General features: G+C 67.4%; 27 protein-coding genes and 1 tRNA gene. 9 read left to right on the forward strand and 19 right to left on the reverse strand.

Going from position 1 to position 24,018, the window contains the following annotated elements; all coding sequences use genetic code 11:
* The first annotated feature begins 23 nt into the window (after positions 1–23).
* Together ACNUDN_RS25810 and ACNUDN_RS25815 are read left to right on the forward strand one after the other, a co-directional pair.
* On the forward strand, positions 24–365 hold the full coding sequence (locus tag ACNUDN_RS25810) for a hypothetical protein (protein ID WP_419124541.1): 342 nt from the start codon (positions 24–26) through the stop codon (positions 363–365).
* Positions 366–374: 9 nt separating this feature from the next.
* Entirely contained in the window at positions 375–1,028 is a 654-nt protein-coding gene (locus tag ACNUDN_RS25815) for an SGNH/GDSL hydrolase family protein (RefSeq protein ID WP_419124542.1), read from the forward strand.
* On the opposite strand, the gene ACNUDN_RS25820 is transcribed toward ACNUDN_RS25815, so the two are convergent.
* Both ACNUDN_RS25820 and ACNUDN_RS25825 read right to left on the reverse strand, forming a co-directional pair.
* A complete protein-coding gene (locus tag ACNUDN_RS25820) occupies positions 1,015–1,773 on the reverse strand; it encodes a DeoR/GlpR family DNA-binding transcription regulator (protein ID WP_419124543.1) in 759 nt (252 codons plus the stop codon). The two genes, ACNUDN_RS25815 and ACNUDN_RS25820, sit on opposite strands and share 14 nt — an antisense overlap.
* A 27-nt stretch (positions 1,774–1,800) precedes the next feature.
* On the reverse strand, positions 1,801–3,768 hold the full coding sequence (locus ACNUDN_RS25825) for a PTS mannitol transporter subunit IICBA (protein WP_419124544.1): 1,968 nt from the start codon (positions 3,766–3,768) through the stop codon (positions 1,801–1,803).
* Between the two features lie 198 nt (positions 3,769–3,966).
* On the opposite strand from ACNUDN_RS25825, the gene ACNUDN_RS25830 reads away from it, so the two are divergent.
* Positions 3,967–5,052 carry a zinc-dependent dehydrogenase gene (locus ACNUDN_RS25830; protein WP_419124545.1) on the forward strand — a complete coding sequence of 362 codons (1,086 nt, stop codon included), beginning with the start codon at positions 3,967–3,969 and terminating at the stop codon, positions 5,050–5,052.
* Between the two features lie 6 nt (positions 5,053–5,058).
* On the opposite strand, the gene ACNUDN_RS25835 is transcribed toward ACNUDN_RS25830, so the two are convergent.
* Positions 5,059–6,369, reverse strand: a complete 1,311-nt coding sequence (locus ACNUDN_RS25835; protein ID WP_431960900.1) for an acetyl-CoA hydrolase/transferase family protein — start codon at positions 6,367–6,369, stop codon at positions 5,059–5,061.
* A 200-nt stretch (positions 6,370–6,569) separates the two neighbouring features.
* Here ACNUDN_RS25835 and ACNUDN_RS25840 point away from each other — a divergent pair, with 200 nt between their 5' ends.
* Complete coding sequence (locus ACNUDN_RS25840; protein WP_419124547.1) at positions 6,570–6,743, forward strand: CsbD family protein; 174 nt, start codon at positions 6,570–6,572, stop codon at positions 6,741–6,743.
* 56 nt (positions 6,744–6,799) lie between these two features.
* On the opposite strand, the gene ACNUDN_RS25845 is transcribed toward ACNUDN_RS25840, so the two are convergent.
* The 3 genes from ACNUDN_RS25845 to ACNUDN_RS25855 form a co-directional block, all read right to left on the reverse strand.
* A tRNA-Ser gene (locus tag ACNUDN_RS25845) sits at positions 6,800–6,890 on the reverse strand.
* A 127-nt stretch (positions 6,891–7,017) separates the two neighbouring features.
* On the reverse strand, positions 7,018–7,467 hold the full coding sequence (locus ACNUDN_RS25850) for a nucleoside deaminase (protein ID WP_419124548.1): 450 nt from the start codon (positions 7,465–7,467) through the stop codon (positions 7,018–7,020).
* The gene (locus tag ACNUDN_RS25855; protein WP_419124549.1) at positions 7,464–7,988 is read right to left on the reverse strand and encodes a tRNA adenosine deaminase-associated protein; all 525 of its coding nucleotides are present in this window, start codon (positions 7,986–7,988) and stop codon (positions 7,464–7,466) included. Before ACNUDN_RS25855 ends, ACNUDN_RS25850 begins: the two co-directional genes overlap by 4 nt.
* 120 nt (positions 7,989–8,108) lie before the next feature.
* On the opposite strand from ACNUDN_RS25855, the gene ACNUDN_RS25860 reads away from it, so the two are divergent.
* Entirely contained in the window at positions 8,109–9,053 is a 945-nt protein-coding gene (locus ACNUDN_RS25860; RefSeq protein WP_419125314.1) for a prephenate dehydrogenase, read from the forward strand.
* On the opposite strand, the gene ACNUDN_RS25865 is transcribed toward ACNUDN_RS25860, so the two are convergent.
* From ACNUDN_RS25865 to ACNUDN_RS25885, 5 genes are read right to left on the reverse strand one after another with little or no spacing between them, the layout of a single operon-like run.
* Positions 9,016–9,639 carry a putative glycolipid-binding domain-containing protein gene (locus ACNUDN_RS25865; RefSeq protein ID WP_419124550.1) on the reverse strand — a complete coding sequence of 208 codons (624 nt, stop codon included), beginning with the start codon at positions 9,637–9,639 and terminating at the stop codon, positions 9,016–9,018. The two genes, ACNUDN_RS25860 and ACNUDN_RS25865, sit on opposite strands and share 38 nt — an antisense overlap.
* Complete coding sequence (locus ACNUDN_RS25870; protein ID WP_419124551.1) at positions 9,636–10,430, reverse strand: ABC transporter permease; 795 nt, start codon at positions 10,428–10,430, stop codon at positions 9,636–9,638. Before ACNUDN_RS25870 ends, ACNUDN_RS25865 begins: the two co-directional genes overlap by 4 nt.
* A complete protein-coding gene (locus ACNUDN_RS25875) occupies positions 10,427–11,107 on the reverse strand; it encodes an ABC transporter permease (protein WP_419124552.1) in 681 nt (226 codons plus the stop codon). Before ACNUDN_RS25875 ends, ACNUDN_RS25870 begins: the two co-directional genes overlap by 4 nt.
* 4 nt (positions 11,108–11,111) lie before the next feature.
* The gene (locus ACNUDN_RS25880; protein ID WP_419124553.1) at positions 11,112–12,224 is read right to left on the reverse strand and encodes an ABC transporter ATP-binding protein; all 1,113 of its coding nucleotides are present in this window, start codon (positions 12,222–12,224) and stop codon (positions 11,112–11,114) included.
* A gap of 7 nt (positions 12,225–12,231) precedes the next feature.
* Positions 12,232–13,152 carry an ABC transporter substrate-binding protein gene (locus tag ACNUDN_RS25885; protein WP_419125315.1) on the reverse strand — a complete coding sequence of 307 codons (921 nt, stop codon included), beginning with the start codon at positions 13,150–13,152 and terminating at the stop codon, positions 12,232–12,234.
* 138 nt (positions 13,153–13,290) lie between these two features.
* Here ACNUDN_RS25885 and ACNUDN_RS25890 point away from each other — a divergent pair, with 138 nt between their 5' ends.
* Positions 13,291–13,641, forward strand: coding sequence for a LapA family protein (locus ACNUDN_RS25890; protein ID WP_419124554.1), 351 nt, complete (start codon positions 13,291–13,293; stop codon positions 13,639–13,641).
* 4 nt (positions 13,642–13,645) lie between these two features.
* On the opposite strand, the gene ACNUDN_RS25895 is transcribed toward ACNUDN_RS25890, so the two are convergent.
* From ACNUDN_RS25895 to ACNUDN_RS25905, 3 genes are all read right to left on the reverse strand, one after another.
* Positions 13,646–14,461, reverse strand: coding sequence for a transglutaminase-like domain-containing protein (locus tag ACNUDN_RS25895; protein ID WP_419125316.1), 816 nt, complete (start codon positions 14,459–14,461; stop codon positions 13,646–13,648).
* 97 nt (positions 14,462–14,558) lie between these two features.
* Entirely contained in the window at positions 14,559–15,578 is a 1,020-nt protein-coding gene (locus ACNUDN_RS25900; protein ID WP_419124555.1) for a phosphotransferase family protein, read from the reverse strand.
* Between the two features lie 18 nt (positions 15,579–15,596).
* Complete coding sequence (locus tag ACNUDN_RS25905) at positions 15,597–16,205, reverse strand: histidine phosphatase family protein (protein ID WP_419124556.1); 609 nt, start codon at positions 16,203–16,205, stop codon at positions 15,597–15,599.
* Between ACNUDN_RS25905 and ACNUDN_RS25910 the strand changes: the two genes are divergently transcribed.
* Positions 16,182–17,000 (forward strand): SDR family NAD(P)-dependent oxidoreductase, encoded by an 819-nt coding sequence (locus ACNUDN_RS25910; RefSeq protein WP_419124557.1) that lies wholly within the window; start codon positions 16,182–16,184, stop codon positions 16,998–17,000. The genes ACNUDN_RS25905 and ACNUDN_RS25910 overlap by 24 nt on opposite strands.
* Before the next feature lie 26 nt (positions 17,001–17,026).
* Here ACNUDN_RS25910 and ACNUDN_RS25915 read toward each other — a convergent pair whose 3' ends face one another.
* Positions 17,027–18,934, reverse strand: a complete 1,908-nt coding sequence (locus ACNUDN_RS25915; RefSeq protein ID WP_419124558.1) for an alkyl/aryl-sulfatase — start codon at positions 18,932–18,934, stop codon at positions 17,027–17,029.
* A gap of 50 nt (positions 18,935–18,984) precedes the next feature.
* Here ACNUDN_RS25915 and ACNUDN_RS25920 point away from each other — a divergent pair, with 50 nt between their 5' ends.
* Positions 18,985–19,551 (forward strand): cupin domain-containing protein, encoded by a 567-nt coding sequence (locus ACNUDN_RS25920; protein ID WP_419124559.1) that lies wholly within the window; start codon positions 18,985–18,987, stop codon positions 19,549–19,551.
* On the opposite strand, the gene ACNUDN_RS25925 is transcribed toward ACNUDN_RS25920, so the two are convergent.
* Positions 19,520–20,377 (reverse strand): NAD(P)-dependent oxidoreductase, encoded by an 858-nt coding sequence (locus ACNUDN_RS25925; protein WP_419124560.1) that lies wholly within the window; start codon positions 20,375–20,377, stop codon positions 19,520–19,522. The genes ACNUDN_RS25920 and ACNUDN_RS25925 overlap by 32 nt on opposite strands.
* Entirely contained in the window at positions 20,374–21,255 is an 882-nt protein-coding gene (locus ACNUDN_RS25930; RefSeq protein WP_419124561.1) for an NAD(P)-dependent oxidoreductase, read from the reverse strand. The genes ACNUDN_RS25925 and ACNUDN_RS25930 overlap by 4 nt, the downstream gene beginning before the upstream one ends.
* A gap of 102 nt (positions 21,256–21,357) precedes the next feature.
* On the opposite strand from ACNUDN_RS25930, the gene ACNUDN_RS25935 reads away from it, so the two are divergent.
* The gene (locus tag ACNUDN_RS25935) at positions 21,358–21,696 is read left to right on the forward strand and encodes a winged helix-turn-helix transcriptional regulator (RefSeq protein ID WP_419124562.1); all 339 of its coding nucleotides are present in this window, start codon (positions 21,358–21,360) and stop codon (positions 21,694–21,696) included.
* 35 nt (positions 21,697–21,731) lie between these two features.
* Here ACNUDN_RS25935 and ACNUDN_RS25940 read toward each other — a convergent pair whose 3' ends face one another.
* Both ACNUDN_RS25940 and ACNUDN_RS25945 read right to left on the reverse strand, forming a co-directional pair.
* Positions 21,732–22,235, reverse strand: coding sequence for a metallophosphoesterase family protein (locus ACNUDN_RS25940; RefSeq protein WP_419124563.1), 504 nt, complete (start codon positions 22,233–22,235; stop codon positions 21,732–21,734).
* Positions 22,236–22,258: 23 nt separating this feature from the next.
* A complete protein-coding gene (locus ACNUDN_RS25945; RefSeq protein WP_419124564.1) occupies positions 22,259–24,010 on the reverse strand; it encodes a helical membrane plugin domain-containing protein in 1,752 nt (583 codons plus the stop codon).
* Positions 24,011–24,018 lie beyond the last annotated feature (8 nt).

The raw sequence follows: 24,018 nt of genomic DNA on the forward strand, positions 1-24,018 counted from the left end.
CGGGATGGGGCACACTCGTCGGTATGGATGGCGACTACGACGACCCGGGACCCGACGACACCCTGAGCCCGAGTGAGTCCCTGGACTCCGACGAGGTGCGCAACGACGACGGCGACATCGTCGTCGACCCGCCCGATCAGTGGATCGACCCCGAGGAAGACCAGACGCTCGACGAGAAGCTGTCGGCCGAGGTGCCCGATGTGGTGCCCGTCGACGAACCGGCTGCCGGGCGGCCGACCCGCCAGTCCAACGGACAGATCGACGGCACCCCTGAAGACGGGGACTCGTTCTTCACCGTCGTCGACGACGACGAGAAGCAACTGGTGACCGGTGACGACGGAGCCGACACCATCATCGAGGATTAGCGTACCGGTATGACCTCGAAAAGGATTCTGTGCTTTGGTGATTCACTGACCTGGGGCTGGGTACCGGTGGCCGACGGGATGCCCACCGAGCGGTTCCCACGGGACAAGCGGTGGACCGGCGTGCTCGCCGACCGACTCGGCGACGGCTACACCGTCGTCGAGGAGGGCCTCTCGGCACGCACGACCAACGCCGACGACCCGACCGACCCGCGCCTCAACGGTGCGGCCTATCTGCCGTCGTGCCTGGCCAGCCACCTACCGCTGGATCTGGTGATCCTGATGCTGGGCACCAACGACACCAAGGCCTACTTCCGCCGCACCCCGCTCGACATCGCCATGGGAATGTCGGTGCTGGTGACGCAGGTACTGACCAGTGCGGGCGGGGTCGGAACAGGCTATCCCGCACCGAAGGTCCTCGTGGTCGCCCCTCCCCCGCTGGCGCCGATGCCACACCCGTGGTTCCGGCTGATCTTCGAAGGCAGCCAGGAGAAATCGGCGCAGCTGGCCGAGGTGTACGACGCGATGGCATCGTTCGTCAAAGTTCCGTTCTTCGACGCCGGTTCGGTCATCGCGACCGAAGGGCAGGACGGCATCCACTTCACCGAGCAGAACAACCTCACCCTCGGCGAGGCGCTGCACGAGCAGGTTCTCAGGCTCGTATGACCGTCGGGCCCAACAGCTCGTAGCGCCGCGCCTCGTCGGCGCCGAGTTCCGATCCGGTGACGATGGTCTCGAAGTCGCCGATCTGCGCGAACCGGCAGAAGCTGCTCTCGCCGAACTTCGAATGGGCCGCCACCAGTACCGGTCGTCGGGCAACCCGTACCGCGGTGCCCTTCACCGCGGCCACCGCGGGATCGGGTGTGGTCAACCCGTGTTCGAGCGAGATCCCGTTGGTGCCAAGGTAAGCCACATCGATGACCAGACTGCTGAGCATGTCGACAGCCCAGTGGTCGACGGTGGCCAGCGTCCTGCCGCGCATCCTGCCGCCGAGCAGTAGCACGGTCACGGTGCGGCTGTGCGCGAGTGCCTCAGCTGCCAGCAGTGACGAGGTCACCACCGTCAACTCCTCCTCGGCGATCCGCTCGGCGATCAGCCGCGGCGTGAAACCCTCGTCCAGATAGACGGTTTCGGCCCCGTGCAGCAGGCCGGCCGCCGCCGCCGCGATGCGGTGCTTCTGCGCCAGGTCGACCTGACTGCGGTACTCGACACCCGATTCGAAGGAGGCCGTCTCCAGCGGCACCGCTCCCCCGTGCACCCTCTTGAGCAGGCGACGACCCGCCAGAACCTTCAGATCGCGACGGATCGTCTCGCTCGCGACGTCGAGTTCGGTCGCGAGCGAGACGACGTCGACCCGCCCGCGGGTACGGGCGAATTCGACGATCCGGCTCTGGCGGGTCTCGGAATCCACCTGGGCCACGCTACTTGTCGGCAGCCGTCAGGAGGCCATCAGGATCGCCTTGACCTCCTCGGCGGTGGTGGCCTGACGCAACCTGTCCACCTCGTCGGACTTGAGGAACACCTGGGCGATCTTGGTCAGCAGCGCCATGTGGTCCTTGCCCGCACCGGCGATCCCGACGACGAACTCGGCCGGCTTGCCGTTCCAGTCGACCGGTTCCGGGTAGCGCACGAACGACAGCCCGGTCTGCCTGATGGTGTCCTTGGCCTCGTTGGTGCCGTGCGGGATGGCCAGCCCGTTGCCCATATAGGTCGACACCGAGGATTCCCGCTCGTGCATGGCGGCGATGTAGGCCCGCTCCACCGCGCCCGCGGCGACCAGCAGCTCACCGGCTTCGTCGATGGCGTCACCGGCGGTGCGCGCCGATCCGTTCAACACGATCGACGACAACGGCAGCACGTCGGAGTCCGGGGCCGCCGTGTCGTGCTCCGCAGGTACCGGAGCCGCCGCACCGGCCCCGCCGTTGGTCTGCTTGAGCTGTTCGACGATCTCGTCATAGCGGGGGCTGCCCATGAAGTCCTCGACCGACACATGGATGGCCGAACCGGTTCGCTGCCGGGCGCGGGCGGTCAGGTCACGGTGCGAGACCACCAGGTCGTAGGTGTCGGTGAGGTTCGAGATGGCAGAGTTGGTGACCTTGACGTCTCCGAAACCGGCCTGCTGAATCTTCTTGCGTAGCACCGATGCTCCCATTGCCGACGATCCCATGCCGGCGTCGCAGGCGAACACGATGCTGCGGATCGGCCCGGCTGCGGTGGCGACCAGGGTGCCGGCCACGCTGGACTTCTTACCCTTCATCGATTCCATCTCGGCGGTCGCCGCGGCCAGATCCGGGTCGTCGGTGGCGCGGTCGGTCTTGAGCAGCAGCGCTGCCACCACGAAAGACACTGCCGCGGCGCCGAACACCGACAATGTGACACCCAGGAAGCTGCCGCTGGCGGTCTGGGCGTAGACCGCGATGATCGATCCCGGCGCGGCGGGGGCACGCAGGCCCGAGCCGAACAGCACGTTGATGAACACGCCCGTCATGCCGCCGAGGATGGTGGCGATGATCAGCTTGGGCTTCATCAGCACGTACGGGAAGTAGATCTCGTGGATGCCGCCGAAGAACTGGATGATCGCCGCGCCGGGGGCCGAGGCGCGGGCCACACCCTTGCCGAAGGCCATGTAAGCCAGCAGCAGACCCAGGCCCGGCCCGGGGTTGGCCTCCAGCAGGAACAGGATCGATTTTCCGGTTTCCAGCGCCTGGGTGGTACCCAGCGGGGTCAGCACACCGTGGTTGATCGCATTGTTGAGGAACAGCACCTTGGCCGGTTCGATCAGGATCGACGTCAGCGGCAGCATGTTGTTCTCGACCAGGAAATCCACCGCGTTGCCCGCGGCGCGGGTGAACGCCGAGACGATCGGCCCGATCCCGAAGAAGCCGAAGATAGCCAGGATCATCCCGAGAATGCCTGCCGAGAAGTTGTCGACCAGCATCTCGAAGCCGGGCCGGATCTTGCCCTCCCACAGTGCGTCGAGTTTCTTCATGCACCAGCCGCCGAGCGGGCCCATGATCATCGCGCCGAGGAACATCGGTACGTCGGCCCCGGTCACCACTCCGATCGTGGCGATGGCACCGACCACGGCGCCGCGGTTGCCGTGGATCATCCGCCCGCCGGTGTATCCGATGAGGACCGGTAGCAGGTAGGTGATCATCGGGCTGACGATGCCCGCGCCCTCATAGGAGCCCCAGCCGCCGATCTGGGCCACCCAGCCGTCGGGGTCTCTCAACCCGGAGAAGATGCCCTGCAGCCACCCCTGCTGGATGAACAGCGCGGTGATCAGACCCCAGGCGATGAACGCCGCGATGTTGGGCATCACCATGTTCGACAGCGCGGTGCCCAACTTCTGCACGTGCACCCGTACACCGGTGCGCGGGGCGGCAGACGCTTCGACTGTGGACATCGGTTGACCTCCGGTTTCCGGGCCGGCCGCTTGGGTGACGCCGGTCACATGCATCTCTAGTAATACGCATACTCGGGCAGAAAATCAAGCGATTCGGGCGAAAATGGGCAGTCGATTCTGTGGTTTTATGACCGGATTGCGGCTAGAGTCCTCGGCAGGAGCCCGTTGGAAGTGGTCGCAACCCCGAAAGGTCCGCGCATGAAAGCCCTGCGTTTCTACGCCCCCGAGGACGTCCGCCTCGAAGAGGTCTCGGAGCCGATCTGCGCCCCGGACGAGGTGAAGATCCGCGTCCGCAACTGCTCCACCTGTGGCACCGACGTCAAGATCTTCTACAACGGCCACCAGAACCTGACGCCGCCGCGCACCATCGGGCATGAGATCGCCGGCGAGATCGTCGAGGTCGGCGCGGACGTCAACCCCACCTACGGCAGCAGCTGGGAGATCGGCGACCGGGTGCAGGTCATCGCCGCGGTCCCGTGCGGGGAGTGCCACGAATGCCGCAAGGGCTGGTTGGCGGTCTGCCAGAACCAGACCTCGATGGGCTACCAGTACGACGGGGGTTTCGCCGAGTACATGATCGTGCCCCGCCAGGTACTCAAAGTCGATGGGCTCAACCGGATCCCGGACAATGTCGGCTTCGACGAAGCCTCGGCCGCCGAGCCGTTCGCGTGCGCGATCAACGCCCAGGAGCTCCTCGGCATCGAGGAGGGCGACACTGTTGTGGTGTTCGGGGCGGGCCCGATCGGCTGCATGCACATCCGCATCGCCCGCGGCGTGCACAACTGCGGGCCGATCTATCTGGTGGACGTCAACGACGCCCGGCTCCAGATGTCGGCCGATGCCGTCCATCCCGACGGTGTGATCAACGCCGCCGAGGTCGACGTGGTCGAGAAGGTCATGGAGCTGACCGGTGGCCGCGGCGCCGATGTGGTGATCACCGCGACGGCCGCGAACATCGCCCAGGAGCAGGCCATCGCGATGGCCGCCCGCAACGGCCGCATCTCGTTCTTCGGCGGACTGCCCAAAACCGATCCGACCATCACCTGCGATTCCAACGTCGTGCACTACCGTCAGCTGCACATCCACGGCGCCAACGGCTCCGCACCCGAGCACAACAAGCGGGCGCTGCAGTACATCTCGACCGGGCAGGTGCCGGTCAAGGACCTCATCACCCGCCACATCCCACTCGATGACGTGCTCGATGCGTTCCAGATCGTCAAGAACGGTGAGGCGATCAAGGTGACCGTCGAACCGGCGCCCGCCGAGGTCCCGGCCGGGGTCTAGGCGCGTCTAAGCCCGGGCGCGGCGCGGACCGGCGCCATCGGCTGCCGCCAGCAGCTCGTCCCGGAACAGCGGATGGGCGATCGCCGCCAGCGCGTGTCCACGCTGCTGCACTGTCTTCCCCTCCAGTTCGGCGGCGCCGTACTCGGTGACGATGATGTCGACGTGATGGCGCGGTGTGGTGATGATCGCGCCCGCGTCGAACTGCGGCACGATCCGCGACTGCAACCGGCCGTTTTTCTCGAACGTCGACGGCAGACAGATCAACGAGCGGTCGGTGAGCTCCAGGCCGGCACCGGCGACGAAGTCCTCGGCGCCGCCGATACCGCTGAACTGGTCCCCGCCGATGGCGTCCGCCGCCACCTGGCCATGCATGTCCACGGCCAGTGCGCCGTTGATCGAGATCATGCTGTGGTTGGCGCCGATGACCTCCGGTGAGTTGACGATCTCGACCGGCAGGAATGCGACGTCATGGTTGCCGTCCAGCCAGGCATAGAGATCCGCCGACCCGAATGCGAACGTTGTGACGCTCACCCCGTCGAACCGTCCCTTGCCATCGTTGGTCACCTTGCCCGCCCGGTGCAGTTGCATACACCCGTCGGTGAACATCTCACTGTGCAGTCCGTACCCGCCACCGTCACCCTGGGCCAGCAGCGCCGCGATCTGGCTTGGGATGGAACCGATTCCGGTCTGCAGCGTCGCACCGGACGGGATGAAAGCGACGGCGTGCCGGGCGATCGCGGAATCCGTCTCGGTGGGAGGCGGTGCGGGCAGTGCGAGCGGGGCCTCGGTCGAACGCACCAGGATGTCGATGTCATCGACGTGCAGCGCGTGTCGGTGCACGCCGTGGCCGAAGGTCGTCGGGTAGGCGTCGGAGACCTCGACGATGAGCAGCCGGTCCGGGTCGGCGCCCGCGCGCCCCAACTCGGTGATGGTGCCCCCGGCGTGTAACGACAGCGAGCACCAACCGTCGGCGTCGGGCGGCGCCGCGACCGTGGTCATCACCCGCGGCGACTGATGTTCCATCAGCGGCCCGAAGCGGCGGAAGTCCGCGGGGGTGAAGTCGATGTCGGCGCCGCCGTCGCGCAGCGCGCGTTCCAGCGGGCCATAGAAACCCGACAGATAGTGCACCCCGGGCCGGCCGAACAACTCGGTACCGACGGCCAGCAGGGCGCCGTAGACCCACAGGTCGGTCCAGTCTGTGCGGGCGCCCAGGGCGCGGAGGAACGCCGGGGGCTGGCCGGGTCCCAGCGGAAGACCGAGACTGTCGGCGGGCGTGAGCCGGGCGGCGGCGTCTTCGGCGGTCAGCTCTTCTGGCATGGCCGCCACCATGCCATGGCCGCAGCCGACCCACCGCCGGACCGTCGGTGATCACCGGGCACGTCCGCCGCTCCACCATCCGGCACCGGCACCCGACGTCTGAGGCGCGCCGTTCCGGCGTGTTTCAGGTGTGGCAAGTGAAGGTATACAGCCCGCATGGCTCGAACTCCGGGCCGCGATGTATTGCGGAAGGGACACACATGGGTGCCGACGACAAGGCAAACAACAAGATGGAAGACCTCGGCGGTAAGGCCAAGGAGGGCTTTGGCAAGCTGACCGGCGACGAGAGCACCGAGAACGAGGGCAAGGTCGATCAGGCCAAGTCCAGCCTGAAGGACGCCGGCGAGAAGGTCAAAGACGCCTTCAAGAGCTAGGAACCCCAGACGCAATCAGCCTGTCACTCAACGGAGTGGCAGGCTGAACGCGGTTCTGGCGGTGGCGGAGGGATTTGAACCCTCGGACGGGGGTTACCCGTCACACGCTTTCGAGGCGTGCTCCTTAGGCCGCTCGGACACGCCACCGTGTGGCAGCTTACCGATGCAGGCGCCGCTGTCCAAAACGCGCCGACCGCTGCCGATGCACGCTGCAGCGCGGCGACCCACTGCCGCCGCAGGTGTGCGCGCGGGAATCTGCCGAGGCCCAGGATCGTCAGCGTTGGTCGGCGAAGAACTCCGCCAAGGGTGCGGCGCACTCGGCCTCCAGCACGCCGCCGCGGACCTGCGGCCGGTGCGTCAGCCGACGATCGCGCACCACATCCCACAGCGAGCCGACCGCGCCGGTCTTGGGTTCCCACGCCCCGAACACCACCCGCGCCACCCGCGCCATGACCAGCGCACCCGCGCACATCGTGCACGGCTCCACGGTGACCGCGAGCGTCGCACCCTCCAGTCGCCACCCATCTCCGAGCGCCCGGGCCGCGGCGCGCAGAGCCAGGATCTCCGCATGCGCCGTCGGGTCGCCGAGGGCTTCGCGCGCATTGGCAGCCCCGGCAAGTTCGGTGCCGTCGGCGGCGACGACGACCGCTCCGATCGGCACGTCCCGCGGCCCGGCTGCCCGCGCCGCGGCCAGGGCAGCGCGGATCAACTCCTCATCGGTCACCGGTCCAAACGGTCCAGCACCGCCGACAACTCGTCGGCGAATCCCATCTCCCTGGCGATACGGCCGACCTGCTCGTCGGCGTAGAGGTCGTCGCTCTCGTCGAGGATCACCCCGAGCACCGCCTCGGGCAGACCGATGTCGGACAGCACGCCGAGATCACCCTCCTCGAACGGATCGCATCGTTCGAGTTCTTCCTCGTCGAAGTCGGCGTCGAGCTTCTCCAGGATCTCCGCTGCGATGTCGTAGTCCAGCGCCGCGGTGGCATCCGAGAGCAGCAGCCGGGTGCCCGACGGCGCGGGACGCACGATGACGAAGAATTCGTCGTCGATGTCGAGCAGACCGAAAACCGCTCCTGCGCTGCGCAACTCACGCAGTTCGGTTTCCGCGGCGGTCAGGCTGGTCAGTGCGGCGGGCCGCATCGGGGTGCAACGCCACTTGCCGTCCTCTCGGACGACGGCCACGCCGAAGCCGTCCGGAACGTCGGTCACCCGCTCCTGCTTCTGTGCACTCTGCGCTCCCATGAGGCCTGAGGGTAGTCCCCCGTCAGGGGCTTGACCAGCGGGTCCGTAGCGCCCGCGTCGTCCTCCCGACATCGTCCGGTCAGACGGGTATGCCAACCTAGGCAGGTGACGAAGACACCGGTGTGCGTGATCGGTCTCGGCCTTATCGGCGGTTCGTTGATGCGCGCTGCGACCGCCGCCGGCCGCGAGGTGTTCGGCTACAACCGGTCGGTGGAAGGTGTCGAGGCCGCCCGGTTCGACGGGTTCGACGCCACCACCGACCTGCACCGGACGCTGGACCGTGCGGCCGCGATCGACGCGTTGATCGTGCTGGCCGTTCCGATGCCCGCGCTGCCGCTGATGCTGCGTCACGTCGCCGACGCCGCCCCGAACTGCCCGTTGACCGACGTCACCAGCGTCAAGGGCGCCGTCCTGGCCGAAGTGGACCGGGCCGGGCTGCTGGATCGTTTCGTCGGCGGACACCCGATGACCGGCACCGCCCATTCCGGCTGGACCGCCGGGGATGCCCGGCTGTTCGTCGACGCGCCCTGGGTGGTCAGCGTCGATGACGACGTCGACCCGCACGTGTGGGCGATGGTGATGCACCTTGCGCTGGACTGTGGGTCGTTCGTGGTGCCTGCCCGGTCCGACGAGCACGACGCCGCGGCCGCGACCATCTCCCATCTGCCGCACCTGCTCGCCGAGGCGCTCGCAACCACCGCCGGCGAGGTCCCGTTGGCGTTCGCGCTGGCCGCCGGCTCCTTCCGGGACGGCACCCGCGTGGCCGGGACCGCGCCCGATCTGGTTCGGGCCATGTGTGAGGCGAACTCCGCCCAACTGCTGCCCGCGCTGGACCGCACCCTGCATCTGCTCATCGATGCCCGAAACCAGCTGGCCCAGCATCAGCCGGTGAGCGAACTGGTCGAGGGGGGTCATGCCGCGCGGATCCGCTACGACAGCTTCAGCCGACCCCAGATCGTCACCACCGTCATCGGCGCCGACGGATGGCGCGACGAGCTCGCCGCGGCCGGGCGGGCCGGCGGGGTGATCAGATCCGCTCTGCCAAGCCGGGATAGTCGAGGATGAACCCGTCGGCGTCGACGGTGACGGTGGTCTCGGCGACCGGGGAACGAAGCTCGATCCCGTCGGCGCCCGCCGCGTAGCTGATCGTCGCGACATCCACGCTCAGGTCCGGAACCCGCACATAGACCACCGGAACCGTCACCGACCCGCCGCTGCCCTGGTAGACGCGGGTCCGGCGGATGGGCAACGCGTTGAAGAACGGACTGAAGATGACATCGACGTCGAGGGCTCCGTCATAGGCCGACCGGCTGGTCTGCCCGGAGTGCTCCTGCACCAGCCACATGTTCTCCTCGTCGCGCGCGATGGAGAGCTGCCGCTCCCGTTCGGCCAGCGTGACGGTCAGTGAGAGCCGCTTGGTCGCACCGGTCTCGTCGGTGACGAGGTCGTAGGACGCGCTGAAGGCCGGATGCTCGGATGTGGCGGCCGCCACGATACGGCCGTAGGCCTTGACCCGGTCACCGGAGAGCTGCACGCGGGCTGACTCCATGCGGGGCACATCGTGGGCACGCCAGGTCAGCACGGCGGGCCACGAGAGACTCGGCACCTGCGGCGCTTGGGCAATCACATCCGAGCGATCGGCTTCACTCATGCCTCTACCGTATGCGACGGGTTGCCGCGTTCGTGGCGGGCTTCCGAATCGGGCCTCGAACCGGGGCGTGACCGTGATTCCAACGCAACCTCGTCGCCGAGGAACGGTTGCGGGATCGAGCCGGAGCGACGGAGTCTGCCGGTGCCCGGCACCGACGCCCACACCGCGAACGCCAGTAGCGCGTCGAGCAGCAGTGCCAGTGCGGTGACCATCAACGCCCCCACCAACGCGAGATAGAACTCCCGCACCTTGATGCCGTCGATCAGATAGCGGCCCAATCCGCCCAGGCTGGCGTAGGCCGCGACGGTGGCGGTGGCCACGATCTGCAGCGTCGCGGTGCGCAACCCGCCCACGATCAGTGGCAGCGCGTTCGGGGTCTCCACCCGCAGCAGGATCCGCGTCTCGGTCATCCCCATCGACCGGGCGGCGTCGACGACGGACCGATCCACGTTGGCGATCCCCGAATACGTGCCGGCCAGCAGCGGCGGAATGCCGAGCAGCATGAGCGCCACCGTCGGCGGGATCAAACCCAGCCCCCACAACAGCACGCCCAGCAACAACACCCCGAGGGTGGGCAGGGCTCGCAGTGCGTTCACACCGGTGACGACGAGGAAGGTGCCGCGGCCGGTGTGCCCGATCACCATCCCCAGCGGAACCGCGATCACCGCCGAGAAGAACACCGCGATCGCGGTGTACTGCAGATGTTCCAGGATGCGCGCGGCCAGACCGGCCGGCCCGCCCCAGTTGGCGGCGGTGAAGATGAAGGTCAATGCCTCGTGCAGGAAGTTCACGCCGCAGCCCCCGCCTGCGCGCCGGCGTCGGCCTTGGCGGCTGTGTTCGCCCGTGTCCACGGGGTCAGCAGCTTGCCGAGGAGCATGATCAGGGTGTCGATGACGACGGCGAGCATGAAGATCGCGATGATCCCGGCGACGATCTGGTCGCTCTTGTTGGCCTGGTAGCCCTCGGTGAACCAGGTGCCCAGCCCACCGATGCCGATGACCGACCCGACGGCGACCATCGAGATGTTGGTCACGGCCACCACCCGCAGGCTCGCGATGAGCACCGGAAGTGCCAGCGGCAGTTCGATTCTCACCATCCGCGTGAGCGGCCGGTAGCCGACCGCGGTGGCGGCGTCAAGCACTGCAGGCGATACCGCGTCCAGCGCCTCGGGTACCGCGCGGACCAGCAGTGCAACTGTGTAGAGGGTCAGCGCGACGATGACATTGGCTTCGTCGAGGATGCGGGTGGGGATGACCAGCGGCAACACGACGAACAACGCCAGTGACGGGATGGTGAACACGATGCTGGCGGTCACCGTGGTCATCCGGCGCAGCACGGTGGTCCGCTGCACCAACGCTCCGAGCGGCACCGCGATCAGCAGGCCCAGCACGATCGGGATCAGCGACAGTCGCAGATGGATCAGCGTCAGCGTCCACAGGGTGTCGAGGTGGGTGACCAGATAGCGCACCGGGTTACCCCTCCGCCTGCCTGGCGGCCCGCTGCTGATCCAGGGCGTCGAGCACGTCCTCGGCCCGCACCCCGCCGATGACCTGCCCGTCGTCGTCGACGGCGACTCCGAGGCCGGCCGGCGAGGACAACGCCGCGTCCAGCGCCAATCGCAGTGTGCCGTCCGGGCGGAACAGCGAGCCCCCCGCGATTGTGCTGTCGTACAACGAGCTTCCCGCGCGGTGCAGCTCGACGCCGTCGGCGTTGATCCAGGCGTAGGGTGCGCCGTCGGGCCGGGTCACCAGCACCCAGTCCCCCGGGCTCAGGGACAGCGCATCGATCTCGGGTTCACCCACATGGCGGATGTCGTGCAGCGGTAGACCGGTCGCGTGGAAGAACTGCAGTCCGCGGTATCCGCGATCGGCACCGACGAAACCCGCCACCGCGTCGTTGGCCGGGTTGGACAGCAACCGCGCCGGGGCGTCGTACTGCTGCAGGACACCGCCCCGGCCGAAGACCGCGACCTTGTCGCCCAGCTTGATGGCCTCGTCGATGTCATGGGTGACGAACACGATCGTCTTGTGCAATTCGCTTTGCAGCCGCAGTATCTCGGTCTGCAGATCCTCACGGACCACCGGATCGACCGCGCTGAACGGTTCGTCCATCAACAGAATCGGCGGATCCGCGGCCAGCGCGCGGGCCACACCTACCCGCTGCTGCTGACCTCCGGACAGCTGCGCCGGGTAGCGGTCGGCCAGCTGCGGGGCCAGACCGACCCGCTCCATCACCGCGAGCGCCGATTTGCGTGCGCTGCGCCGTGATTCGCCGCGCAGCACGGGCACGGTGGCCACATTGTCGATGACCCGCAGATGCGGCATCAGGCCCGCGCTCTGGATCACATAGCCGATTCCGAGCCGCAGCTTCACCGCGTCGACCTTGGTGACGTCCTTGCCGTCGACGGTCAGCGTGCCCGAGGTCGGATTGATCATCCGGTTGATCATCCGCATCGAGGTGGTTTTCCCACAGCCCGACGGTCCCACGAACACCGTGAGTGTGCCGTCGGGCACCTCCAGTGTCAGATCGTCGACCGCGACGGTCCCGTCCGGATATTTCTTGGTGACGTGCTCGAATGTGATCAAGGGTGGCCTATTTCTGCACGGGCTGGTCGAAGCCGTTGTCGGATATCCACGTCGCCGCCGCCTCGTCCGGGTCGACGCCCTGATTGCCCTCGACGGAGGTGTTCAACTCGATGAGTGCCTCGGTGGTGAGCTTCGCACTGACGGCGTCGAGCACGGTCTTGAGTTCGTCGGACATCTTCTGAGAGGCGACCAGCGGCACCACATTCGCCGCCAGGAAGGCATTCTCCGGATCCTCCAGGACCACCAGATTGCTCTGCTCGATGGCCGGAGACGTACTGAAGATGTTGGCGGCGGTGACGGTCCCGTCGGTCAGCGCCTTGACCGTCGCGGGACCGCCGCCGTCGCTGATCGCGATGAAGTTGGCCGGCGCGATATCCAGACCGTACTTCTCCTTGAGTCCCACCAGACCAGTTTGGCGGGTTTGAAACTCCGAGGGCGCACCGACTTTCACCTCGGGCGAGTATGCCGCGAGATCGGCGATGGTGGTGAGATTCCACCGCTGCGCGGTCTCCTCGGACACCGCGAGGGTGTCCTTGTCCTCGGCGGGGGACGGGTAGAGGATGGACAGATCACCGGGTAGCGCCTTGAGCAGACCCAGCAGCACGGAGTCCGGGGTGGTCGCGTCGCTTTGAGGGTCGAAGTACTGCAACAGATTCCCGGTGTACTCCGGGATCAGGTCGATCGAGTGGTCCTGCACGGCCGGGATGTAGGTCTCCCGGCTACCGATGCCGAACTGCCGGGAGATGGTGAACCCGTTGACCTCCAACACCTGGGCGTAGATCTCGGCGAGGATCTTCGACTCGGTGAAGTCCGCCGACCCCACCTTGATGGATTTCAGATCGCCGGATATCTCACCGCCGCCGAGCGGGTTCGAACTCCCGCACGCTGTCATCAGCAACGCCAGCACGAGGACGGCAACGGCGCGCATCGGGTATCGACGGGCCTTTCGGGAGCGCATCACGCAACAACGTCCTTTCGGGCTCGCGGGCGGTGGCGAACCTTTCGTGACCCTAACGCGATCTGCGCGGAGGTTTCATTCGAAGCGCGAAAGGGCAAAGATGGAGCCATGTCCAGCGATCCGTTCGCAGCAGGCGACCAGCCGGCATTCGACGCGCCGAGCACCCCACCCACCGGGGCGCCGGCACCACCGGAGTCGGCCGTGCATTTCACCAAGGCCGCCGCGATGTGGTTGTCGTTGGCCCTCGGGTTCCTGATCCTGATCGTGCTGCTGATCTTCATCGCGCAGAACACCGAGTCCGCGGAATTCGCTTTCCTCGGCTGGCACTGGTCGCTGCCGTTGGGCGTGGCAATCCTGTTCGCGGCGGTGGCCGGCGGTCTGCTCACGGTTGCGGTGGGCGCAGTCCGCATCTTCCAGCTGCGGCGGGCCGCCAAGAAAAATCTCCGGTTGCGGCAGTAACCGCTCACCGGATCGAGACGAGTTGCTCGATCGAATCCCGCGGCAGCTCGCCGTCGACCGTCGCCGTCACCTCCATGTTGTTGACCGTGATCGCGCCCTTGTGGTTGTCGAGCCAGGCGGTGTCGGCCGCGTCGCGACCGGTCGCGATGCGCACCAGCGACTGGCGCGGCGCCAGGCACGTGGCGTCCACCACCCGCCAGTGACCGTCGACGAACGCTTCGGCGACGGCGTGGAAATCCATCGGCTGACAACCCGGTGCGTACACCGACACCAGCCGGGCGGGGACGTTGACCGCGCGCAGCAGTGCGATGACCAGGTGGGCGTAGTCGCGGCAGACCCCGGACCCGGCCAGGAGGGTGTCGGCCGCACCGTCGATCGGGTCGCTGGACCCCGGAACATAACTCAATCGGGCGCCCACCCAGGACGACACCTTCTCCAGCAGCGCCACCGAGTCGGCGACAGCACCGAATTCGGTCGCGGCGAAACCGAAGAATTTGTCGGCCTCGGCGTACCGGCTCGGCCGCAGGTAGGTCGACAGATCGAGCTCGCGCAGCGGAGCCGGATCGGCCTGGCCCACAACGGTGGCCCGGTAGCGGACCTTGAGGTTGCCGACCGGTGCATCGAACTTGTGGATGCGGTTGCCGTGATCGCCGGTGATCTCCTGGATCTCGCCGAGCGGAATCTGCTTGCCGTCCAGGACGAACGACAGCGACTCGGTCACCTCGGCGCCGGGTTGCGGGGCCAACGCGATCTGGAACTCCAGGGTCGTCGGGTCGGTGATCTCGACATCGAGGTCGGCACCGACGTCACGTTTGAACACCGCGGACCTCTTTCCGAGCCGGGAGAGCAGTTTCGAGGGGAGCGTTTGGGGCACGGGTCTCTCTACCCCGCGGTGACCTGCGGCGAAACCTCGATGTTCAGCTGAGCTGGGACAGTCCCGCCGCGATCAGCGGGGCCACCGCCTCGCCCACCTTGTCGTTATCGTCCACCATTCCCGCTTCCCGCGCGCGGTAGGCGATACCCGCCCCGATGATGGCGAGTTTGAAGTAGGCCAGCGCCATGTAAAACCGCCAGTCGTCCAACGGCTGACCCGTCGCTGTGGAGTACTTCTCGGCCAGCGCGTCGGCGTCGGGAATCAGTTCGCTGGCCCAGGCGGCGTCGGCATGCACCAGGTGGAAGGTGGGATGGCGGTATACACACATCAGGGCGGCGTCGCTGAGCGGATCGCCGAGCGTCGACATTTCCCAGTCCAGCACCGCGACGACCTTGGTGGGGTCCACGGCGTCGAGAATGGTGTTGTCGATGCGGTAGTCACCGTGCACGATCGAGGACCTGCTCTGCGGCGGGAGCGCCTCGGTCAGACGCTGGTGCAGAGTGCGGACGTCGCGGTCGCAGGGATCGTCGGGCCGCTTGACCAGATCCCATTGCGAACCCCAGCGCCGCACCTGACGTTCCAGGTAGCCGGTGGGCTTGCCGAAATCGGACAGCCCGACATCGGCGGGGTCGACGGCGTGCAGATCGGCGAGCACTGTGATCAGCGCGTCGACGCAGGATTCGATCGTCGCCCGGTCGCCGAGGGCCTTCAGCTGATCGGTGTAGCGCACCACGCGGCCGGCCACGTACTCGACCATCTGGAACGGCGCGCCCAGCACCGAGTCGTCGTCGCGCATCGTGACAGCCCTGGCCACCGGCACCGAGGTGCCGGCCAGGGCGGCGACGACCCGGTACTCACGGGCCATGTCGTGCGCGGACGGGGTAAGTCCGTGCAGAGGAGGGCGGCGCAGCACCCAGCTGGAAGCGTCGTCGGCCACCAGGAACGTCAGGTTGGATCGGCCGCCGGAGATGAGCTCGGCACGCAATTCGCCGCTGCGAGGCACCCCGATCTCACGCAGATGTCGGTCCAGGGCGGCAAGGTCGAGGCCTTCGAGGTCGGTCACGCGATCTGTTTACCACTCCTACCAGCGCTGGTTTCGGGGGAGTAAGTCCCAGACGTGTTCGGTGCCGTTGACCGCGGCCACCGACAGCCGGCCGCTGCGCGAGGACAACAGCCGCGTGACCGACGCGTAGTCGACGTGAAACGACAGCAGCCGCTCGGTGCGCAAGACCTGATGCAGCAGCACGTTGATCACCCCGCCGTGGCTGAACACCGCGACGGTGTCGTCATGATCGCCCTCGGCGGTCAGGTCGTCGACGGCAGCAGCGACACGGGCCAGGAACTCGCGCTCGTCGACGGCGCTGGGAAGGTGGCCGTCGACAAGCCGCTGGAGCTCCTGCGGGTTCTCCGCGGCGATCTGTTCGATCGGGATGTAGTGCGGCAGGTCGCGGTCATACTCGGCGAGGCGGTCGTCGACCTCGATGGGTAGGCCCAGCGCGTCGGCCACCGGCCGGCCGGTCTCGATCGCGCGGATCTGCGGACTGCTCACCAGCCGGGTGATCGGGAACCGGGCCAGCGCGTCGGGTAGCCGTTTAGCTTGTTCGTGACCGTCCTCGGACAGGTGCGGATCGGAGCCCTGCCCGGGTTCACTTCGCAGCGGCAGCGCATGTCGGACCAGAAGCAGTTGCACCGTGACACCATATGGCGCGTGAGTGGACCCGGTGGATTCGCCGATGCGCTTTTCGACCTTTCCGGTCGGGTCGCGCTGATCACCGGCGGCAGTCGCGGACTGGGACGGGAGATGGCCTTGGCGGCCGCGCGGTGCGGAGCCGACGTCGTCATCGCCAGCCGTAAATACGACGCGTGCGTGGCCGTCGCGCAGGAGGTCACCGCCGAGACCGGCCGGGCGGCGCTGCCGTATGCCGTGCACGTCGGTCGGTGGGATGAGCTCGACGGGTTGGTCGAGGCGGTCTACGACCGGTTCGGCCGGGTCGACGTGCTGGTCAACAACGCCGGCATGTCGCCCCTCTACGAATCCCTGCCGTCGGTGACCGAGCAGCTGTTCGACGCGGTGGTGAACCTGAACCTCAAAGGTCCGTTCCGGTTGTCGGTGCTGATCGGGGAGCGCATGGCCGCAGCCGGAGGTGGGTCGATCGTCAACGTCAGCACCCACGGCGCACTGCGCCCGCACCCGTCGTTTATTCCGTATGCGGCGGCCAAGGCGGGGCTGAACACGATGACCGAAGCGCTGGCGTTGGCGTACGGACCGAAGGTGCGGGTCAACACCTTGATGCCCGGACCGTTCCTCACCGAAGTGAGCAAAGCGTGGGATCTCACCGAAGGTGGCCCGAATCCTTTCGGGCGCAGCGCCTTGCAGCGGGCCGGCCGACCGGCCGAGATCATCGGGGCCGCCTTGTTCCTGATGTCGGACGCGTCGAGTTTCACATCCGGGTCGATCGTGCGCGCCGACGGCGGTATCCCCTGACCTGACCTCCTTCCGGTACGCGGGGTTCAGGGGGTGACGATGTTGAACTTCGGGTCGGGTTTGTCCAGTACCGACACCAGGGTGGTGAGGACCTCCGCGTCCCCGGCGATCTCCAGACCCGGTGAGGTGCTGTCCCCCGCCGCGAGGCTGAGCAGCCGCAGCTTGCTGTCCAACCGCATGGTGACCTGGGCTGTTGCTGCGTCGGCGGCGACCTTGCGGTAGACCAGCACTCCATTGCGCAGCGTCAACCGGTAGTTGGTGCCGGATTCCAGGAACGTCACGTCGATGGCGAGGTCGAAGTCCCAGGCGCGGGGTCCGTTCACGCTGATCGCCAGCACATCGAACATCTGCTCGGGGGACAGTTGGGCCACCATCGACGTCGACGTCGTCTGCACCGGGGTGCCGAAGTTGCCGTCCCGCAATTCGGTTGCGCCGGCCAGGAAGAAGTTGCGCCACGTCGCGGTCTCGGCGCCGTAGGCCAGCTGCTCCAGGGTGTCACCGTACAGCGCCCGAGCACCGGCATGGCTGTCATCGGTGAACATGGCGTGATCGAGAAGTGTTGCTGCCCAACGATAATCACCAGTATCGAAGGCCTGCTGGGCGAGTTCGACGACCCGGTCGAGCCCGCCCATCGCCGCGACATAGCGCGGACCGATCGCCTCCGGCGGATGCGGCCACAGCCTGGCCGGGTTGCCGTCGAACCACCCCATGTAGCGCTGGTAGACCGCCTTGACGTTGTGGCTGACCGAACCGTAATAACCCCGTGCATGCCAGGCTCGCTCGAGTGCCGGCGGCATGGTGAAACTCTCCGCGATCTCGATGCCGGTGAACCCCTGATTGAGCTGCCGCAGTGTCTGGTCGTGCAGGTAGGCGTACAGATCCCGTTGCAGCGACAGGAATTCGACGATGTTGTCCCGGCCCCAGGTGGGCCAGTGGTGTGAGGCGAAGACGACATCGGCGCGATCGGCAAAGGTGTCGATGGCCTCGGTGAGGTATCCGGCCCACCCGTGCGGGTCACGCACCAGCGCCCCGCGCAGGGTCAGCAGGTTGTGCAGGTTGTGGGTCGCGTTCTCGGCCATGCACAGCGCGCGGTAACGCGGGAAGTAGAAGTGCATCTCGGCGGGGGCCTCGGTGCCCGGAGCCATCTGGAATTCCATCTCGACACCGTCGATGGTGTGCGTCTCCCCCGTCTCGGTGATGTCGACCGTCGGGACGATGATCGCGACCTCCCCCGTCGACGGGGTCTGACCGAGACCACATCCGACCTGGCCCCGCGGGCCGCGGGCCAGCACCGTGCCGTACATGTAGGCGGCCCGCCGGGTCATCGCCGTTCCGGCGTAGACGTTCTCCTGCACGGCGTGCGCGGTGAACCCTTCCGGCGCGAGCACCGCCACCCTGCCCTCATCGACGTCGGATTGCGAGGTCACCCCGAGCACGCCGCCGAAGTGGTCGACGTGGCTGTGGGTGTAGATCACCGCGCGGACCTCGCGGTTGCCTCGATGTTCGCGGTAGAGCGCCAACGCCGCGGCAGCGACCTCGGTGGACACCAACGGGTCGATCACGATGATGCCGGTGTCGCCCTCGACGAAGGTGATGTTGGACAGGTCGAAGCCGCGCACCTGATAGATGCCTTTGGCATCTTCTCCCGTCGCCCCGCCCGCCGTGACCACCTCGTAGAGACCCTGTTTGGCGACCAGCGTCGACTGCCGCCACAGGCTGGGGTGCACCGTCGTCGGAGCATCCCCGGTAAGGAAGTCGTAGGCGTCGTTGTCCCACACGACGCGCCCGTCGGCGGCCTTGACGACGCAAGGACTTTGCCTGGCGATGAATCCGCGATCCGCGTCGACGAAATCCCGGGTGTCGTCGAAAGGAAGGGCCGACCGGTGGTCGCGATGGGCGGCCTCGATCGTCTGAGTGGGCGGCTTGCTGTCCATATCTCCAGAGAGTGCCACGCGGCCGCCCCCACCGGTGCTTGACTGACGGAATGGACATACGCCGCGTCGTCACCGGACACGATGCCTCCGGCAAGTCGGTATTCGTCAGCGACGAGAAGGTGGCGCCGCGCAGACCGGTGCTGCTTCCCGGCTCGGAGTTCACCCTGCTCTGGGGTGGTGACGAAACGCCGCAATTCCCCGACGACGGGTCGATGCCGAACTGGCACACCTACTTCCCGCCCGTCGGCGGTTTCCGGTTCTCGATGTTCACCCTGCCCCCCGGTACCGCCGAGGCCCGGACCGACGACCTCAGCACGGAGGAGGCAATCGCCGACGGGGAGCAGAAGCTGCCAGGCCTGCTCGGCTATATGGAGCTCGACGATCCCGGTATGCACACCACCGACACCATCGACTTCGAGGTGGTGCTGGAGGGGACGGTGATCCTTGAGCTCGACGACGGCGCCGAAGTGACGCTGCATCCGGGTGACACCGTCGTGCAGAACGGAACCCGGCACCGGTGGCGCAACCCGGGCGACACCCCGGCACGGCTGGCCCTGTTCGTGTGCGGTGCCCACCACGCCGAGGTCAACCGCGCATCGCCGCCCCGAGGCGACTGATCTCAGCGTCCCCGTAGCCGGCGGCCATCGCGACCTCGGCGTAGCGCCGCACCGCCTTGAGGGCACCGGCATCCAGACCGCTGCCCTCCGCGGTGTCGATCAGGTGCCCGAGCGACGCCGCCGCCGAGGACACCGATGCGCTCGCGTCGTCATGCCTTTCAGCGTCGACGCGTTCGGCGATCTCGGCGAAGACCGGTGGCAGGATCGCAGCGATACCGAGGGCGTGCGGCAGCAGATCCGCCGCCGTAATGCCGTGGGCACGAGCGACCTCCAGTGCGTGCAGGAATCCGCCGGTGGCTGTCCAGAACACGTCGAGCAGCGCCATGTCGAAGGACGCCGCACGACCGATGTCCGGCCCGAGCCACACCGCCCGCCCCAGCACCTCGAACAGCTCACGGTGCGAGTCGAACAGGTGTCGCGGTCCGGCGTAGAGCACCTCGGCATCCGGCGTCCCGATGATGTCGGTGGGGCTCATGATCGCACCGTCGAGATAGTGGCCGCCGGCGTCTGCGACGAGCTTCGCCGTGCCGCGGGCTCGCTGCGGGGTGTCAGAGCTCAGACCCACCAGGATCCGTCCGGCCACGGCGTCGCCTGCGGCGTGGACGACCTCATCGACGGCGTCGTGGTCGACGACGTTGACCAGCGTCAGATCGCCGGCAGCGACTGCGTCGGCCGGGCTCGGCAACCACCGCGCGCCACGCGACAGCAGGGCGGCGGCCTTGGAGTGGGTGCGATTCCACACCGAGACGGAGTGCCCGGCATCCAGCAACACGCCGGCGAGTGCCTGTCCCATCGGCCCGAGACCGACCACGGTGACGGCGCTCATGCTGCCTCCTGCGGTGGCGCCGCGGGCTTCCTGATGCTCTCGATGACCCGGGCGAAGCCCTGTGAGCCGTATCCGGAGGCGATCTGGCGGTGGATCAGACGCTGTACCACGTCGAGGATCTCGGTGCCGACACCTTGCGTGCGGCCGGCGTCGATGATGTCGGTCAGCTCACTGAAGGCCAGGCTCTGCTGGCCGGGACGGGCGTAATCCCCGGCGTCGATCACCTCGGCGTACTCGGCGATCCCGGGCGCCATGGCCTGCAGCCACGGTGCCGCACGTGCAGCGAACTCAGCCGCACCCACTCCGGCCGGTGCGACCATCGCAGCGCCCTGGAAGAAACCGGCGAACATCGTGTACATCCCGGCCAGCAGCGCCAGGTCATAGAGTGATGCCAGACCCGCGTCGGCCCCGACGAAGTCCGCGGTGCCCCACGCCTCGAGCAGCCCGCGGTGAGTATCGAAGACATCCTTGACGCCGCTGAAGAGCGCCGTGGACGCCGGGGTACCGATCATCTCGGGGGTCGCCATGATGCCGCCGTCGAGAAACTCGACACCGGCCGCCGCGGACCATCGCGCGAGTTCGCGCGCGCCGTCCGGGCTCGTCGTGGTCACGTTGATCAGCTGACGGCCGCTGAGGAGGTCTGCGATCGGGTGCAGCACCTCGTGCACCGACGCGTGATCGAGCAGGCACACGACGATCAGATCGGCGTCCGCGACGGCAGCTGCGGCGGTCGTAGCCACCGCGATCCCGTTGCCGCGCAGACGTTCTGCGCGTTCAGGGGTGCGGTTCCACACGGTGGCCCGGTAGCCGGTCACCGGCGTGGACCCGGCGAGAGCAGTCCCCATCGCGCCTGCGCCTAGGAAAGTCACTTTGTTCATGGCACCATCGTGGACAGGCACCCACATTTCGACAAGTACCCACTAGAAAGTGCGGTACTTACTGATGTGAAACTATTGGCATCTAGCTGCGAGGAAGCCGCCATGACGACGCTCGGCAAGTACACCTGCGGGTTGGACGCGGCGATGGCCGTGGTCGCAGGCAAATGGGTCCCACTGATCCTGTGGGAACTCAAGGAAGGGCCGGTGCGGTTCAACACCCTGCACCGCAACCTGGTGGGGATCTCGCAGAAGATGCTGACCCACCACCTCAAGGATCTCCAATGCTATGGAGTCGTGCACCGTGAGAGTTACCACGAGGTGCCTCCGCGGGTGGAGTACTCGATGACCCCGGCAGGGCACGAGCTCCTGGAAGCCCTTGAGCCGATGGCTGATTGGGCCGAGAAGTACATCGACGCCATCTGCGCTGTCGACGCGGGCTGAGGTCGACGATCCTGGTCGTCCGCGGTCGCCGGGGATCACTCCCGCCGTTCCAGCCGGTGCAGCTCGACATCGCGCAGCGCGCCGGCCCGCACGGTTGCCGTCATATAGGTGCAGTGTGGTTGACGTCGGCGATCGGTAGGAGAACCCGGATTGAGAAGGCGCAGGCCGGTTTTCGCGGTCGTATCCCACGGGATGTGCGAATGGCCGAACACCAGCACGTCGGTGTTCGGGTAGTCGCGGGCCATCCTCGCCTCTCGGCCGGTTGCGGCGCCGGTCTCGTGGACGACGGTGAAACGCAGACCGCCCAACTCGACGTCGGCGCGCTCAGGAAGGCGGCGCCGTAACTCGGCGCCGTCGTTGTTGCCCCAACACGCCACCAGCCGTCGTGATCGGGCCTCCAAGGCGTCGAGTAGGTCCGGCTCGACCCAGTCCCCGGCGTGGATCACCACGTCGACGTCGTCGACGGCTTTCCACACCGCAGGCGGTAGATCCTTGGCGCGTTTCGGGAGATGGGTGTCGGCGATCAACAGAAGGCGCACGTCCCAAGCCTAACGGGAACTGATCAGGGCGGCGGACCGGCGGCGGCGGCGCGATCGGTCGAGCTGGCCTCTACAGGTGAAATACGGCTACGCTCAACAGATGTGAAGTCGGGCCCGTTGCCAGGTGAGGCAGCCGGTTCGGAAGAAGGAGCGCTCGCGCCCGCTTCGCCCCGGCCCGGCTGTTCCACAGGTGCCCGCGGGCCCGAGCCGCCTTCAGCCCCCGCCGCGGGCGGTCGCGCAGTGGGAGTGGGCGGCTCCCCCGTGCGTGCCGGGCCCGGAGCGGACGGCCCACCCGCACCCGTCGGCGCACCAGGGTTGGTAGGCGGAATCTTCTCCGGCCGCAACGGCGGTGCTACCGGTGGCGCCGGGGTGAACTCCGAGACACCCGGCGTGTGTGTCTGACCGGCCCCGCCGCGGGCCCAGCTTCCCAGCTCGCCGATACGGGGCAGTCGTCCTTCGTCCAGCACGCGACGGCTCAGGTTCACGCTTCTGGCTACCCCGCCCGCCTTTGACAGGGCGCCGCCGGGCACAAACAGCGACCCCACGTTGACCGCGACCTCGCCGGCGGCGCGGCCGGGGTGGTCACCAAACCACGTGTCCCAGGACGAGAAATCCTTCAACTCAGCGACGACGACGCCGGGCAGGCGCGACGGGTCCCTGGCCACCGACAGCGTCAGCGCGGCCATGCCTATCCAGGTGTCGGGATCGGCCATCGCCACCGTGTCGGAAAGGGAGCCGAGCAGGCCGGTCACCGCACCGACCTGGACGTCGGTGTAAAAGGTGAACTCGTTGGCCAACGCGTTGCCCGCCCCGGTGCCGAACTGCTCGACCAGGACGGGGCGGATCGATTTCTGCAGGGCGGTGGCGGCGTCGCCGATCAGCAAGTTCAGTTCGTCGAGCAGTCCGACGATGCCCTGCACCTGCCGTTGACAGTTGTCGATGACGGTGTTCACGTCGCGGGCGACCTCGCGCAGGATGTCGTCACCATCGCCGGTGAGCCAGCCGGTCACGGTGTCCCACAGTCCCTCGAATGAGAGCCTGTCCAGCAGTCTGCGGATCGCGCTCTGAGCGTCGTCGACAATTCGGGCGAAGTCCGAAACCAACTGTGCGACAGTCGAAGCAGCCTTAGCGAGCAGCGCTGTCGCGTTACCGACGCCGGCCAGGGCTGTCATGATGGCCGCACGCTCGGGAATCAATTGATCGGTGACAGCGGCCTTGATGGCGGTCAGTTGCGGTTCGACCATTGCCAGCGCGTTCGCGAAATTGCGCCATTGAGCGGCTGTCAGGTACATCATCGACGCGTTACCCGACGGCCAGGTCATCGCTGTGCCTGCGAACAGTCCCGCACCGGGGATGAATTGCAGCAGTGGCTGCACCAGATACCACATAGCCGGTGCCGGGATGGTGATGCCGTTGGGTCCGGGCGGCACAGGGGCGGGCATGAATCGTGCGGCATCGCCGCTGACGCCGCCGGCCGGGCCCGGTCCGCCGATGGTGGCGGCGGCATCGGCGTTGCGGTAGTTGAACCCGGTCGCCTGCAGGAGTTGCCCCACCCCGGTGAACGCGTTCGCGGCGTCGGCGACCGCCGCGGCGAAGTACGTCGACTCGCGGCCGTACTTCATCCCGAAGTTCATTCCGGCCGGATCGATCCCGGAGGCGATACCGCCCGCCAGTGAGGGACCCAGCACCCCGGACAGCGTGCCCAACAGCGACCCCAGCGCACCGGTCTGCCGCCCCGCGGCGATCAGCGCTTCGGGATCAACCGCGATGCGCATCGGTCACC

The organism is Mycobacterium sp. smrl_JER01, from assembly GCF_048513595.2.
Classification (GTDB): Bacteria; Actinomycetota; Actinomycetes; order Mycobacteriales; family Mycobacteriaceae; genus Mycobacterium.

Bases quoted from the DNA above. Each gene is read 5' to 3' on its own strand.
- ACNUDN_RS25810 (WP_419124541.1), top strand. From the start codon at position 24: ATGGATGGCGACTACGACGACCCGGGACCCGACGACACCCTGAGCCCG.
- ACNUDN_RS25815 (WP_419124542.1), top strand. From the start codon at position 375: ATGACCTCGAAAAGGATTCTGTGCTTTGGTGATTCACTGACCTGGGGC.
- ACNUDN_RS25825 (WP_419124544.1), bottom strand. From the start codon at position 3,768: ATGTCCACAGTCGAAGCGTCTGCCGCCCCGCGCACCGGTGTACGGGTG.
- ACNUDN_RS25830 (WP_419124545.1), top strand. From the start codon at position 3,967: ATGAAAGCCCTGCGTTTCTACGCCCCCGAGGACGTCCGCCTCGAAGAG.
- ACNUDN_RS25835 (WP_431960900.1), bottom strand. From the start codon at position 6,369: ATGCCAGAAGAGCTGACCGCCGAAGACGCCGCCGCCCGGCTCACGCCC.
- ACNUDN_RS25840 (WP_419124547.1), top strand. From the start codon at position 6,570: ATGGGTGCCGACGACAAGGCAAACAACAAGATGGAAGACCTCGGCGGT.
- ACNUDN_RS25855 (WP_419124549.1), bottom strand. From the start codon at position 7,988: ATGGGAGCGCAGAGTGCACAGAAGCAGGAGCGGGTGACCGACGTTCCG.
- ACNUDN_RS25865 (WP_419124550.1), bottom strand. From the start codon at position 9,639: ATGAGTGAAGCCGATCGCTCGGATGTGATTGCCCAAGCGCCGCAGGTG.
- ACNUDN_RS25885 (WP_419125315.1), bottom strand. From the start codon at position 13,152: ATGCGCGCCGTTGCCGTCCTCGTGCTGGCGTTGCTGATGACAGCGTGC.
- ACNUDN_RS25890 (WP_419124554.1), top strand. From the start codon at position 13,291: ATGTCCAGCGATCCGTTCGCAGCAGGCGACCAGCCGGCATTCGACGCG.
- ACNUDN_RS25910 (WP_419124557.1), top strand. From the start codon at position 16,182: ATGTCGGACCAGAAGCAGTTGCACCGTGACACCATATGGCGCGTGAGT.
- ACNUDN_RS25915 (WP_419124558.1), bottom strand. From the start codon at position 18,934: ATGGACAGCAAGCCGCCCACTCAGACGATCGAGGCCGCCCATCGCGAC.
- ACNUDN_RS25920 (WP_419124559.1), top strand. From the start codon at position 18,985: ATGGACATACGCCGCGTCGTCACCGGACACGATGCCTCCGGCAAGTCG.
- ACNUDN_RS25925 (WP_419124560.1), bottom strand. From the start codon at position 20,377: ATGAGCGCCGTCACCGTGGTCGGTCTCGGGCCGATGGGACAGGCACTC.
- ACNUDN_RS25930 (WP_419124561.1), bottom strand. From the start codon at position 21,255: ATGAACAAAGTGACTTTCCTAGGCGCAGGCGCGATGGGGACTGCTCTC.
- ACNUDN_RS25935 (WP_419124562.1), top strand. From the start codon at position 21,358: ATGACGACGCTCGGCAAGTACACCTGCGGGTTGGACGCGGCGATGGCC.
- ACNUDN_RS25945 (WP_419124564.1), bottom strand. From the start codon at position 24,010: ATGCGCATCGCGGTTGATCCCGAAGCGCTGATCGCCGCGGGGCGGCAG.